Source organism: Acinetobacter sp. CIP 101934 (genome assembly GCF_000369585.1).
In the GTDB taxonomy this organism is placed as follows: domain Bacteria; phylum Pseudomonadota; class Gammaproteobacteria; order Pseudomonadales; family Moraxellaceae; genus Acinetobacter; species Acinetobacter schindleri.
In genome coordinates, this window is the sequence record NZ_KB850094.1 from 330617 (window position 1) to 344588 (window position 13972).

General features: G+C 44.3%; 12 protein-coding genes. 7 read left to right on the forward strand and 5 right to left on the reverse strand.

Translation table 11 applies throughout. From position 1 onward, the window contains the following. Nucleotides 1–15 precede the first annotated feature (15 nt). Both F899_RS02065 and F899_RS02070 read right to left on the reverse strand, forming a co-directional pair. Nucleotides 16–753 carry a putative porin gene (locus F899_RS02065; RefSeq protein WP_034433839.1) on the reverse strand — a complete coding sequence of 246 codons (738 nt, stop codon included), beginning with the start codon at nucleotides 751–753 and terminating at the stop codon, nucleotides 16–18. A gap of 159 nt (nucleotides 754–912) precedes the next feature. Next, nucleotides 913–1692: a putative porin gene (locus F899_RS02070; protein WP_005220585.1), complete on the reverse strand. Its 780-nt coding sequence runs from the start codon at nucleotides 1690–1692 to the stop codon at nucleotides 913–915. A 488-nt stretch (nucleotides 1693–2180) separates the two neighbouring features. On the opposite strand from F899_RS02070, the gene prfB reads away from it, so the two are divergent. The 5 genes from prfB to F899_RS02095 all read left to right on the forward strand — a co-directional run bounded on the left by prfB (nucleotide 2181) and on the right by F899_RS02095 (nucleotide 7188). Then, nucleotides 2181–3276 (forward strand): peptide chain release factor 2 gene (gene prfB / locus F899_RS02075; RefSeq protein WP_099046667.1). Its coding sequence is split into 2 segments (ribosomal slippage): nucleotides 2181–2252 and nucleotides 2254–3276, totalling 1095 coding nucleotides; the frame shifts between segments, so codons are not numbered across the junction. A 146-nt stretch (nucleotides 3277–3422) separates the two neighbouring features. Next, nucleotides 3423–3722, forward strand: a complete 300-nt coding sequence (locus F899_RS02080) for an ArsR/SmtB family transcription factor (protein ID WP_005180779.1) — start codon at nucleotides 3423–3425, stop codon at nucleotides 3720–3722. Nucleotides 3723–3747: 25 nt separating this feature from the next. Further along, a complete protein-coding gene (locus F899_RS02085) occupies nucleotides 3748–4833 on the forward strand; it encodes an alkene reductase (protein ID WP_005220588.1) in 1086 nt (361 codons plus the stop codon). An 80-nt stretch (nucleotides 4834–4913) separates the two neighbouring features. Beyond that, on the forward strand, nucleotides 4914–6194 hold the full coding sequence (locus F899_RS02090; RefSeq protein ID WP_034434155.1) for a 3-deoxy-D-manno-octulosonic acid transferase: 1281 nt from the start codon (nucleotides 4914–4916) through the stop codon (nucleotides 6192–6194). A 280-nt stretch (nucleotides 6195–6474) separates the two neighbouring features. Then, on the forward strand, nucleotides 6475–7188 hold the full coding sequence (locus F899_RS02095; RefSeq protein ID WP_005220593.1) for a 16S rRNA (uracil(1498)-N(3))-methyltransferase: 714 nt from the start codon (nucleotides 6475–6477) through the stop codon (nucleotides 7186–7188). Here F899_RS02095 and F899_RS02100 read toward each other — a convergent pair. Together F899_RS02100 and F899_RS02105 are read right to left on the reverse strand one after the other, a co-directional pair. After that, nucleotides 7162–8142 carry a mechanosensitive ion channel family protein gene (locus F899_RS02100; RefSeq protein WP_005220594.1) on the reverse strand — a complete coding sequence of 327 codons (981 nt, stop codon included), beginning with the start codon at nucleotides 8140–8142 and terminating at the stop codon, nucleotides 7162–7164. The two genes, F899_RS02095 and F899_RS02100, sit on opposite strands and share 27 nt — an antisense overlap. Nucleotides 8143–8248: 106 nt before the next feature. Continuing rightward, nucleotides 8249–8872 (reverse strand): DUF805 domain-containing protein, encoded by a 624-nt coding sequence (locus F899_RS02105; protein WP_005220597.1) that lies wholly within the window; start codon nucleotides 8870–8872, stop codon nucleotides 8249–8251. Between the two features lie 252 nt (nucleotides 8873–9124). Here F899_RS02105 and acs point away from each other — a divergent pair, with 252 nt between their 5' ends. Next, nucleotides 9125–11068: an acetate--CoA ligase gene (gene acs / locus F899_RS02110; protein ID WP_005220600.1), complete on the forward strand. Its 1944-nt coding sequence runs from the start codon at nucleotides 9125–9127 to the stop codon at nucleotides 11066–11068. A gap of 146 nt (nucleotides 11069–11214) precedes the next feature. Further along, complete coding sequence (locus F899_RS02115; RefSeq protein WP_005220601.1) at nucleotides 11215–12396, forward strand: acyl-CoA dehydrogenase family protein; 1182 nt, start codon at nucleotides 11215–11217, stop codon at nucleotides 12394–12396. Nucleotides 12397–12450: 54 nt separating this feature from the next. On the opposite strand, the gene phrB is transcribed toward F899_RS02115, so the two are convergent. Then, nucleotides 12451–13866, reverse strand: a complete 1416-nt coding sequence (phrB, locus tag F899_RS02120; protein ID WP_005220603.1) for a deoxyribodipyrimidine photo-lyase — start codon at nucleotides 13864–13866, stop codon at nucleotides 12451–12453. Nucleotides 13867–13972 lie beyond the last annotated feature (106 nt).

The window sequence follows — 13972 nt, forward strand, 5'->3', positions numbered from 1 at the left end:
CTCTGTAATATTTAATTAGAAGCGATAGGCGCCACGTACACCGAAGATGTCAGCATTGTCACCAAAAGCAATACCACCTTCTAAACTAAATTGCTGAGAAAAGAATTTTTTAGCACGTATACTAAATACGTCAGTACCTTCTAAGTCAGAATCAGTATATCCAATACCTACACTAAAGGTTTTATCTAGATATAAATCAGCTCCCAAATTATACGCATCGATGTCACCGAAACTGGCACCAGCTTCAAAATTCATATCATAAGTTCCAACTTGAGTTACATATTTCGCACGTAACGTTGGATCAATTTCATCATCTGCATTATCCTCAGAAATGCCGATAAGTCCTAAAGCAACTAATAAACCAGGAACTGGTAAGTAGCCTGCTTCAGCGCTATAACTGGTTAAATCCCCAAAATCATTATCAAAATGAGAAAGACTACCGCGCAAGTAAAAATCTGAATTTGGAACAAAGTATTCAATACCTGCTTGAATCCCAAAAGTCTCTGAGTCATCTACATAACTTAAAGCACCATTTATATTGCTCGCGCGATTTAAGAATGCAGCTTCGTTTAAAGGGTAATTTTTGATTTGAACTGGGCTGAAGTAATGAGTGCCATCAATCGAAAAACCTACATCTGAACCACCTTGGTCGCGGTCTAGGATCTCAATAGTGCCACCTACTTCAGTCTGATAAGCATGGCTCAAACCAAATGTACCCAGCAGGGCAGTTACAAGTACAATTTTTTTTAACATGTAAAAGTCTCGGTTGTTATTGATAAAACTTGAAATTTTATACTTGTAACAAATTGTATGTTTTTTATTCTTATGGTCAAGACCATTGGTCTTATTTTGGTGCATTAAAAAAGCCCCTCCGAAGAAGGGCTTTTTTATTAAAGCTATGTCTAACTTAGATTAGAAGCGGTATTTTGCAGCTACACCAAATTTGTTGTAGTCATTATTACCTGCTTCACCAAAGCCTACACGGCCTTCAAGGCTAACTTGCTGGTTGATGAATTTACGTGCACTCACACCAAATTCACTACGGTCGATAACGTCATTGTTCTGATAGTCAGCACCAACGCTTAAAGTTTTATCGATAAAGTAGTCAGCTTTCAGGTTGTACTCATCAAGATCACCAAAAGCGGCACCAGCTTCAAGGTTAATGTCTTTACCGTTGCTTAAGGTAGTCACATATTTTGCACGAAGTGTTGGATCTACACCGTCATCACGGTCGTTATCCCATCCTTTCACACCAGCAGCAATCAATAAGCCTGGTGCTGGAAGGTAACCCACTTCTGCAGCATAAGTCGTCAGGTCATTATCGAAGTCATCATTGTCTTGCAAGTCATGACCACTCACCTTACCACCTAGATAGAAGTCTGAATTCGGTACAAAGTATTCTGCACCGACACCGTAACGATGTGCTTCAGCATCACCAATTTCATCATATTGGTATTCAGCTTTCACATTACTTGCACGATCAAGGAAAGCAGCTTCGGCTAATGGTGAATTACGCGTTTGTACAGGATTAAAGTAGTAAGTGCCATCTACACCGAAAGAGCCGCTTGAACTACCGTTGTCCGGATCTGTTAAGCCTGCTGATGCACCAATTTCTGCTTGATAAGCATGTGCTGCGGTACCCGTAAAAGCTACGGCTGAAATTAGTGCTGAAGCGATTGCTAATTTTTTCATGCGGATACTCCCCTCTGAAATTTTGGCTGGGATTTAATACATTTTTTGTTACAGTTTCAGTCTAGCCCAAATCGGCAGATCGTCAATCAAGGGAAAGTTACATTAATGTCAATACAGTAATTTTGTGTAATTTTATGATTTTAATTCATTGAAATATAAATAAAAAAAACAATGTTTTGTTTTATTAAAACTATGTAAAGATTGTGAATTTTAGAGATTTTGATTAATAAATAATCAGAAAATTTATGATGAAATAGACTGGTTGAGTTTTAAAAAATTAGAAATTTTTCGTTAATAAAATTCATTTTGAATGCATTTTCTCTCTATATGAAGATGAATCAACACTGCTAAATTGATTGAGTTGAATTATTGAAATAAATATTTATGGCAGGCAGAAATCATACAGATGTCCTGTTCAAACTGCGGGAAAGGACTGTGATATAATTGCCTGCTAAAAATTTATGCCTTATTGATTGAGAGAAATTCACGTGGAAATTAATCCTTATCTACTCCAGCTAAAAGACTTGAACGAACGTGGTCAAACACTACGGGGGTATCTTTGACTACGATCTGAAAAAAGAGCGTTTGGAAGAGGTTCTCCGTGAATTAGAAGATCCAGCCATCTGGAATGATCAGAACCGTGCGCAGGCTATGGCCAAAGAAAAAGGTGAGCTTGAGAATGTACTGAATGTACTGGATGGTCTGGCGAATCAGCTTGAAGATGCACAAGCCATGCTTGATCTGGCTGTAGAAGCCGATGAAGAAGCCATGCTTGAAGATGTTCAGGCAGAATTGACAACAGCAGAAGAAGAGCTGGCAAAGCTTGAATTCCGTCGTATGTTCAGTAATCCGATGGATCCGAATCCATGCTATGTGGAAATTCAGGCAGGTTCAGGTGGTACAGAAGCACAAGACTGGGCATCGATGCTGCTGCGTATGTACATGCGCTGGATTGAACGTCATGGTTTTAAAGCAGAAGTGATGGAAGAGTCTGACGGTGATGTAGCCGGGATCAAGTCTGCTACGATCCGGGTAGAAGGTGAGTATGCCTATGGCTGGTTACGTACCGAATCAGGTGTACACCGTCTAGTACGTAAATCACCATTCGACTCGGGTAACCGCCGTCATACCTCATTCTCTGCAGTATTTGTATCGCCTGAAGTAGATGACAATATTGAGATTGAAATCAATCCTTCAGATGTCCGTACCGATACTTACCGTGCCTCGGGTGCCGGTGGTCAGCACATTAACAAAACTGACTCTGCGGTACGTCTGACCCATATTCCAACCGGTATTGTGGTGGCCTGTCAGAACCAGCGTTCACAACATGCCAACCGTGACCATGCCTGGAAACAGTTACGTGCAAAACTCTATGAACTGGAAATGAGCAAACGTAATGAAGCGGCTCAAGCATTAGAAGACTCGAAGTCTGACATTGGTTGGGGTAGCCAGATCCGTTCTTATGTTCTGGATGACTCACGCATCAAAGACTTACGTACTGGGGTTGAAAACTCAAATACAGGTGCAGTTCTGGATGGTGATCTGGATAAATTTATTGAAGCAAGCTTGAAACAAGGCCTGTAAGCAGACCTTTTAACTCTCTGCGTAGCAAGGCAGATACAGTTTGTGACTCTTATATCTAAAATATTCGATATATAAATCGAAAAAATACGATATAATGGGATAAATGCTGCAATCAGCTTTGTTGCGCACGACTATGTGATGTGACTATGGACTTTGATCTGATCTTTAAAGCACTGGCAAATCCCACACGCCGGCAAATTCTGGAATGGTTAAAAACACCAGAGCAGTTTCTGTCTGCCGAAGAATGTGGCGGCTTTCAGCGTGGTGTTTGTGCGGGCCAGATTGAAAAATTAGGGCAAGTTTCGCAGTCCACCATGTCCAATCATTTGTCCGTGTTACAGCAGGCGGGATTAATTACCGCCACCAAACATGGGCAATGGTCATATTTCTCCCGCAACGAAGCTTTGATTCAGCAGTACATCGAACATCTACAACAACACCTCTAAAACATATCTGGAGGTCGGAGTCAGTATGGCTGAATTAAATACCCCCCTGAAACTGGGTGCGCTTGAATTAAAAAACCGTGTCATCATGGCACCTTTAACTCGTAGTCGTGCAACTGATGAGCGTGTCCCAACCGCGATGATGGCTGAGTATTATGCCCAACGTGCAAGTGCAGGCCTGATCATTTCTGAAGCGACTGTCATTTCTGAAGAAGCCAATGGTTACCGCAATACACCTGGGCTATTTACAGATGCACAGGTCGAAGGCTGGAAACTGGTAACCAATGCTGTACATGAGAAGGGTGGTTTAATCGTTGCCCAACTATGGCATGTAGGGCGTGTTTCTGATCCAGAGCTGTTAAATGGTGAAACACCGGTATCTGCAAGTTCAGTACAACAGGCCGGTCATGTCAGCCTGTTACGTCCTAAGCGCCCTTATGTTCTTCCACGTCCGCTGGAAATCTCAGAAATTCATGCCATTACCGAGCAATATAAGCAGGCTGCAATTCGTGCCAAAGACGCCGGTTTTGATGGGGTAGAGTTGCATGGCGCCAATGGTTATCTGATTGACCAGTTCCTGCAAACCAAGACCAATAAGCGTGAAGACCAATACGGTGGTTCTGTTGAAAACCGGACTCGTTTCCTGCTGGAAGTGGTGGATGCCTTGATCGAAGTCTGGGGCGCGGATCGTGTTGGTGTGCATCTGGCACCACGTGGTGATGAGCATGACATGGGTGATGATGATCCACGTGAAACATTTGGTTATGCAATGGAGCAGCTGGGCAAACGTCAAATCGCGTTTTTCTTTACTCGTGAATATCTGGCTGAAGACAGCATTTCTGAATATATGAAACAGCGTTCAGGTAGTGTGCCGTATATTGCTAATATGCGCTTGAGCCGTGAGGATGCTATTGAACTTTTAGCCTCAGGTAAAGCAGATGCGGTCTCTTTTGGTAAGGCCTATATTGCCAATCCGGACCTATACGAGCGTCTATTGCAAGATGCACCGCTGAACGAGCTAAAACTGGAAAATATGATCGGCAGTCAGGCGGCTGAGGGTTATATTGATTACCCGACTTTGGCAGAAGTAAAAGTTTTAAGCACAATAGAATAATCTGAAAATAAGCCACATCGGTTAACATGTCGATGTGGCTCTGTTATATTTTGCCGATTCACTCAATTTCGGGGCAACATTTGGCTACTCCTTTTTGGTACAACGCGGCACTGACACTGATCAAGCCTTTATATCAGTCACGTATTCGCAAGCGTGCGGAAAGTCCTGAACAACTACAACAGGAATTGCTTGAGCGTTTTGGTCCGTTTCAGACCCCAAAAAACAAACATGCCATCTGGTTTCATGTGGTTTCGGTTGGAGAGACCAATGCAGCACAGCCACTGATTGAATATTATTTAAAATCAGGCCATCCGGTGCTGGTGACGAATACCACTAAAACAGGTCAGGCACGCGCTAAATCTCTTTTTCTTAAAGAACCCTATTTAAATTTATTCCAGGCAGTTTATTTACCTGCCGATCAAAAACATCTGATTCAGGATTTTTATCAGAAATATCAGCCGAAATTATTGCTATTAATGGAAACTGAGCTCTGGCCAAATCTCATTGATCAGGCAAAGAATTATAAGGTGCCCTGTCTGTTACTGAATGCCCGTCTTTCAGAAAAATCAGCTCAAGGTTATGCCAAGGTCAAAGGGCTAACCCGTGGCATGCTGAACGCAATGCAGCAGCTATTGGCTCAGGATCTTGCAACCCAACAACGTTATATTGATTTAGGCATCGAAACTAAAAAAACCCAGATTTTAGGTAATATCAAGTTTGATATCACGGCACCACAGCAGTTTATTGAGCGTGCGAGTGAGTTAAAACGGGAATGGACTTTACAAGGCCGTAAGATCATTATCTTGGCCAGTACCCATGCACCGGAAGAACAGCAGCTGATGGCCGAATTAAAACCGGCTCTAGATACTGATCCAAACTTACTGTGTATTGTGGTGCCACGTCATCCGGAACGTTTTGATGACGTGTTTCAGGCCGCACAGGCTCTCAACTTAACTACCCAACGCCGTAGTTTGGAACAGAAAATTGAAGCGGATACTCAGATTTATCTGGCAGATTCAATGGGTGAGATGTGGCTATGGTATGCACTTAGCCAAGTCTGCTATGTCGGTGGTTCTTTAAATGAGCCTGGTGGTGGACATAATATTCTGGAGCCGATCGCACTAAATGTGCCTACGATTCTGGGTAAGAATTATTTTAACTTCCAGACTATTGTCGATGAGTTTGTTGAAGCTCAAGCTGTAGAAGTGGTAGAGAATGTTCAGCAGGCAGCTACAACTTTGCTGAAGATTCTCAATGATTCATTCAAGGCAGAAAGTTTAAATACCGCAGCACAAAAGATTATGCAGCAGAATCAGGGTTCGCTTGCCAAGCATATTGCAGTAATAGATCAGTATTTGTAAAACTGCACCACACTCGCATATATCGGTTTACTACTAAAAGTTTAATTGTAGAGATGACCTACTTTTCAGAGATGAAAAGTAGCAAAAATCTTTTGTTTGATTGAGGATACATCCATGTACCCCAATCAAACGGGTGATATCCATGTCACCTGTCACGAATGCCAATGGCGAGTTGTTATTCCTATATTGAGTTGTGATTCCTATATGACTCATTGTTGTGCTGATGATTGTCGTGCAGACAATGCGTTACTGAATTAAATCTTTTGATTGGTTTTTAGTTATGAACATCGTCCTGCTTGATCCTCGTCAAACCCAATCTGAGATTTGGGCGATCAGTGCCAAACGTCAATTGGAACATTTGCAACAGCATCTGGATATTCAAGTCGGTGATACGCTTAAAGTGGGTATCCGTGAAGGCAAACGGTATCTTACGGAAATTATCGAAATTACAGAAAAAACAGTTCGTCTCAAACCCTTAAAAGAAGAAGCTGTGCCTGCGAAGTTGCCAGTGACGCTGATTGTGGCTTTACCACGTCCGAAAGTGTTGCGTCGTTTAATTATGGATGCGGCGACACTTGGGGTAGAGAAGATCATTTTGCTGCATAGCTATCGAGTGGATAAAAGCTATTGGCAAACTCCATTTTTACAACAGTTAGATCATTATATAGAGCTGGGACTGGAACAGGCCGGGGATACGATTGCGCCGAAAATCGAATTCTATAAACGTTTTAAACCCTTTGTAGAAGATGTACTACCGACCTTGATTAGTACAGATTGCCCGGCTTATGTGGCGCATCCTTATGCTGAAAGCAAAATGCCTTTTGCAATTGAGCATCCGTGTACGGTGGTAATTGGACCAGAAGGTGGTTTTATTCCTTATGAAATAGATCTGCTTATAAAAAATGGCTGCCAGGCTGTGAGCCTTGGCAACCGTATTATCCGTACTGAAACAGTAATCCCTTATGTCTTAGGTCGACTGTTTAGCACGGCCTGAAGCATCTTCAGTATTTTCACCACGGTACACTTTTACTTCCTGTACAGGGTAAGGAATTGAAATGCCATGTTCCGCGAAGGCTTCAATCACATGTTCCTGAACGGTACTGATTGAATTACCTGTAGAATTTTCCTGGGTGTCGACCCACCAGGTTACCGTCAGATTAATCGAGAAGTCAGCCAGTTGAGTCACATTAACATTAAAAGCAGGCTGGCTGAGGATCAACTGATCCTTGTCCAGAATTGCCATAATGATACTCTTGGCTTTCTGTACATCATCTTCGTAGCCAATACCAACCACAAACTGACAGCGGCGGCGTGGATAAGCCGTATTTACCGTCACGGCACTGGTATAAACCGTTGCATTTGGAATCACAATACGGCGGCCATCGGGTGAGCGCAGGAAAGTTGCACGGATCTGAATATCTTCTACCGTCCCTTCCATGCCTGAGACAATAATGTCATCGCCAATTTTAAACGGTTCACCGAGCAGAATCAGCACGCCGGACAACAGGTTCTGGAAAATATCCTTGAAAGCGAAACCGATCGCCACCGAACCAATCCCCAAGGCACTCATCAGCTGCCCGGGTGTAAAGCCTGGAATAGCAATGACCATGGCAATCAGGAAGCCAATAAAAATAATTGCAGATGTACCGACACGGTTAAGTACCAATACCAGGTTCTGTTTACTGTAACTCCGTTCACCAATCGCTTTACGCACAAAAAACTTGAACAGCTTCGAAAGCAGATAAAAGATACTGAAAACTACCAGTGCGATACAGATATAAGGCAGGCGCTCCCAAAACGCCTCAATAAATTTATCGACGGTTGAATACGCATCATTATATTTAGCCGTGTGCTCAATGACGGTCTGAGCAGTTTTTTCAGTTGCTTGATGCAACAGCTCAGTGGTCCCTTCAGTCACTTGGCTTAGAGCATTGTCTTTTTCAGCCACGAGTATCCCGATTATAAAAAAATCGCATTATTTTGCCTGATTTTTACATTGAACTTAATAGAAAGTTGCATAGTCCTTGCGGGTGGTAGCAAAATTTAACATAAGCTTAAAAATATTCTGTCCCTTGCTGGATCACTTCCTGTGGGCTTTCCAGCTCACCACTTCCCATCATAAAGGATACCATGCTGCTAGCAGCAAATAGACTTAACACGGTCAATAGTATCATTAGCCAGGCGAGAATTTTTTCCCAGACTGCAGTTGGTCGCGGTGCACCAAAGCGGTTATGTCCTGCTGTGCCTCTTGCCAGCAGCAGATAGAAAATAAATAAAATATTAACCACCGGCACTAGCATCAGCAGCATCAGCCAGCCAGATTTATTCAGGTCATGCAGGCGGCGTGCCACTACCACAATATAGAAATACAGATAGAACACAACCAACAGCAGATAGCCCAAGCCAGCCAGACCAGTCAATGCATCAACAAACTGCCGATTATCCAGAGACAAGGTGGTCAGGCTGAAAATACCGCTGACCAGACTGAGGGCAATCGAAGCAAAGAAAAAAATGATATGCAGGAAAGCGTACCAGCCAATAAAGCTGAGCCGGCCAAAGCGCCCTTCAAGAGATAGCGGATTATCATTGGAAGGTGCCGGAGAGCGGGAGAAGAATGGCGAAGTATCTTTAGAGTTCATGGGCTGAGCCAGTTCAAGTAATTGAAAACAGGCAAACATGTTTGCCTGTAAGGAAGTATAAAAATTCAACACCATTATAAGATTAAACGGAATGGTGAGATACGAAAACTAGACAGGAATGTATTGGATTCACCTGTAAACCTATGTTTTAAATGAATTGATCAGAATACGACCAAAGCATGATTGTCCAATTTGAGATAAGCCGTTCATACTGAGCTATGCATAAAAAACAATCAATAACGTGGCATGAACCTCTCGTGATGAGAGGGAATAAGATCAAGGAAGTAAATAATGAAAGAGATCTATCCTGTACCAGCAGAATTTAAAAAAACCGCACGGACCACCGAGGCTGAATATTTCGAACGCTATCAGCGCTCTATTGAAGAACCGGATGAGTTTTGGGCCGAGCAAGCCCAGCGCCTTGACTGGATCAAGCCATTTACCAAAGTTAAAGACACCAGCTTCGACAAAGATAATTTCAAGATCGAATGGTTTGCTGATGGCCAGCTGAATGTCAGTGCCAACTGTCTGGACCGCCATCTAAAAGAGCATCCTTATAAGCCGGCAATTATCTGGGAAGGCGATCATCCATCCCGTCACAAGATTATCTCTTTTCATGAGCTGTATGATGAAACCTGCCGCTTTGCCAATGTTCTGAAAAAGAACGGCATCAAGAAAGGTGACCGTGTGGTGCTGTACATGCCAATGGTCTCTGAAGCTGCGATTGCCATGCTGGCCTGTGCCCGTATCGGCGCAGTACATTGCGTGGTATTTGGCGGTTTCTCGCCAGACTCGCTGGCTAGCCGTATTGAGGACAGTCAGGCGAAAATGGTCATCACGGCTGACTCTGGTATGCGTGGCGGCAAGCCCATTCCACTGAAAGCCAATGTGGATGAAGCCCTGAAAATTGCTGGTACTGAATCAGTAGAGCATGTCATGGTGGTGCATCGCACGGGTAATCCGATCGAAATGAAGGAAGGTCGGGATCTGTGGTATCACATGGAAATCATGACGGTCAATGAGATCTGCCCACCTGAACCCATGAATGCAGAAGATCCACTGTTTATTTTGTATACATCAGGCTCAACAGGCAAGCCAAAAGGGGTACTGCATACCACCGGTGGTTATTTGACGTATGTGAACTCTAGCTTTCGTGAAGTTTTCGACATCAAGCAGGATGATGTGTTCTGGTGTACCGCTGATGTGGGCTGGATTACAGGGCATTCCTATGTACTGTATGGTCCATTGTCGAATGGTACCACCACAGTCATGTTTGAAGGGGTTCCGCAATATCCAAGCTGGGCACGCACCGGGCATATCGTGGACAAACACAATGTCACTATTCTCTATACCGCACCCACTGCGATTCGCGCCATGATGCGTGAAGGGGATGCCTTTGTGCGTGAAAGTGACCGCAGCAGCCTGCGCCTGCTCGGTTCAGTCGGGGAACCGATTAATCCGGAAGCCTGGAACTGGTACTACAGTGTGGTAGGTGAAAGTCGCTGTCCGATCGTGGATACCTGGTGGCAAACCGAAACCGGTGGTTTCATGATTACCCCATTGCCGGGTGCAACCGATCTGAAACCGGGCTCTGCAACCCGGCCATTCTTTGGTGTACAGCCAGCGATTGTTGATGCTGAAGGCAAAGAGATGGAAGGTGCCGTGGAAGGTAATCTGGTGATCAAGGATTCCTGGCCAGGTCAGATGCGCACCATCTGGGGTGATCCGGAACGCTTTATCGAGGCGTATTTCTCGACTTATCCGGGCACCTATTTCACGGGTGATGGTGCGCGTCGGGATGAAGATGGCTATTACTGGATTACCGGTCGTGTCGATGACGTGCTGAATGTATCCGGTCATCGTCTGGGAACAGCTGAAATTGAAAGTGCGCTGGTGGCACATGAGTCTGTAGCTGAAGCTGCAGTCGTGGGTATGCCGCATGATATTAAAGGTCAAGGCATCTGTGCTTTCGTGACTTTACAGGCAGGAACCGAGAGTACGGAAGAACTGCGTGCTGAACTGGTGGCCTGGGTGCGCAAGATTCTTGGACCAGTCGCGACGCCAGATGCACTGCACTGGGCGCCAGCATTACCGAAAACTCGCTCTGGTAAAATCATGCGCCGGATCTTGAGAAAAATTGCAGCGAATGAACTGGATAGCTTAGGTGATACTTCAACTTTAGCTGAACCACAGGTGGTGGATAACCTGATTGCTGAAGTGCAAAGAACAGCTTAAATTTTTGTAAAATCAAGAGAATACCGGCTTTCTTTAGCCGGTATTTTTATATCACTGATAAGCTCTGCATGCTTTCGGATATGGGCTCCGAGTTTGATCTGTTAAGCTTCTGGCATGCTGTAGATAGCTGAAATGAGTACAAAAGAATGAATGTGCGACAACAATACCTGAATCAATCTCCGCTTGATATTGCTCAGTCTCTGGCAGATCAGTTTGCCCTGAGCGCAGCTGAACGTGATAAACAGGGGGGCAATCCCAAGCAGCAACGCGACCTGATTCGTGACAGTGGCTTGCTCGGGTTGTCTATTCCAAAGCAATATGGCGGGCTGGGTGCAGACTGGCAGACAATTTTCCAGACCATTCAGGCAATTGCACGCGTAGACAGTTCACTGGCACATGTTTATGGCTTTCATCATTTATTGATTGCGACGGTACAGCTGTTCTCACAGCCGGAACAATATAGTCCCTGGTTTGAACAGACTGCACGTGAAAACCTATTCTGGGGCAATACCTTAAATCCGCTGGATCGCCGTACGACAGTTAGTAAAACTTCTGACCAAGAATATATCTTCCATGGAGACAAGAGCTTCTGTTCAGGTTCAATCGACTCAGACATCCTGCTCTGTTCAGGTTATAACGAAGAGGGCCAACTACTGATTGGCGTAATTCCAACCCAGCGTGAAGGCGTCAGCTTCCTGGGTGACTGGAACAATATGGGCCAGCGTCAAACTGACAGCGGTACCAGTCATTTTGAACAGGTGAAAATTCACAAAGATGAGCTGTTATTGAATCCAGGGCCATTGAGTACACCATATTCTAGCCTGCGTCCATTGATTGCCCAGCTGATTTTTGTGCATATGTTCCTCGGTGTAGCGGAAGGGGCCTTTGAAGTAGCCAAGCAGACGGTACAAAGTCAGAAAGCCTGGTCGAAATCACTGGTTGAAAATGCAGTCAATGATCCCTTTACCCAGAAGCATTTTGCCGATTTTTATGTACAGCTAGAAGGTGTACGTCTATTGGCAAACAAAGCCATTCAGACTTTGCAAAAGGCTTGGAATGTTGGCCCTGATCTAGCAACTGAACAGCGTGGTGAAGTATCTATTGCCATTGCCACCGCAAAAATTGCCGCAACCAATACTTCACTGTATATCACTCAGAATATTTTCCAGGTCATGGGCGCACGGGCAACGACTGCCAAACTGAATCTGGACCGTTTCTGGCGCAATGTACGCACCCAGACCCTGCATGATCCGGTGGATTACAAATATCAGGAAATAGGTGAATGGGTACTGACGGGTAAAGTGCCTGATCCAAGTTTTTATTCTTGATTCATCTTTTAAAAAGCCTCCATTTGGAGGCTTTTTATTGGTCAGTATTCTGACTTAAATTTGTTTAAATACTTCGATTGCCCGGACGCGGGACTGTTTTAAATCGACAATCGGTTTTGGATAATCCAGCCCTAAATCTGGATTTTTGGCATAAGGTTCATGAATGGTTTTAGCATCCAGATGTGCCAGTTCTGGAACCCATTCACGGATATAGTCGCCGTTGGGATCGAAACGCTGTGACTGATTCACCGGATTAAAAATCCGGAAATAAGGTGCTGCATCCATGCCGGTCGAGGCACACCATTGCCAGCCGCCATTGTTAGCAGCTAGGTCACCATCAATCAGATGTTGCATAAACCAGGCTTCGCCCAGCCGCCAGTCGATCAACAGGTTTTTGCTCAGAAACATTGCAGTAATCATACGTACCCGGTTATGCATCCAGCCCGTTGCCAGCAGCTGGCGCATACCAGCATCAACAATCGGAATCCCCGTCCGGCCTTGCTGCCAGGCAGCTAAATCTTCTGGAGCATCACGCCATTCTATCGCCTTGGTATTTTCCTTAAATGGCTGATGTCTGGACACTTTAGGAAAATCGTGCAGGGTATGCTGGTAAAATTCACGCCAGAGCAGTTCATCCAGCCAGGTCTGCTGACCGACATCTTCAAGCTGGAAATAACCTTGAGAAGAGGTGAATAAAGCCTGCACACACTCCCGGATTGAAAGAATACCGATATTTAAATACGGCGATAACTGGCTGGTACCACCGATCGCTGGAAAATCCCGATCGGTTTTATAATCCTTTAGCCGGTCTGCGATAAATTCATTCAGTAATTCAAAGGCGTGTTTATCTTCAACTGGCCAATACGGGTTGGCTGTTTCTGGCCGATAAGCCTCAGAAAATTTATCCAAATTAAAATTAAACTGAGAAAGATCGAGTTGTAACTTAGGCTGTGCTTCAATATCTGGATAACAGGAAGGCACATCGATAAGCAGTCGTTCATAGCATTTCTTTTTAAATGCACTAAACACCTGATAAGGCTGCTGGCTCTGATTGCGAATCGAACCTAAAGGAAACAGGGTACGATCTTCATAGTATTCACAACTAATCTGATACTGTTGCAATAATTGCTCGACAGCCTGATCACGCTGCTGCTCATTAAGCCCGGTTTCGATATTGCAGTGCACGGTGCTGATCTGAAATTGCTGGCACAGTGCCAAAAGCTGCTCTGCAATATCTTTCCAGAGCGGAATATTTAAAATCAGAAGAGGGATATTCAATGCTTCTAGCTGCTGTTTCAGGATTTTTAGCCGGCGCAGATAGAAGTCGATCTTGATCGGTGCATCCTGATGCAGTTGCCATTGTTCAGGTGACAGGATGACCAGCGCCAGACATTGCCTGCTTTGTGCTGCATGCCATAAGGCAGCGTGGTCATGAAGGCGTAAGTCGTTCTGGAACCAGATCAGATGCATGACAGTTTTCTAAATCAATAAGATGCCATGCATTCTAGATAATCTGATCAAACAGAAATAGTAGAGAAATATTAACGTGATAGGAGCTGAAGTTTGTCACTATCAG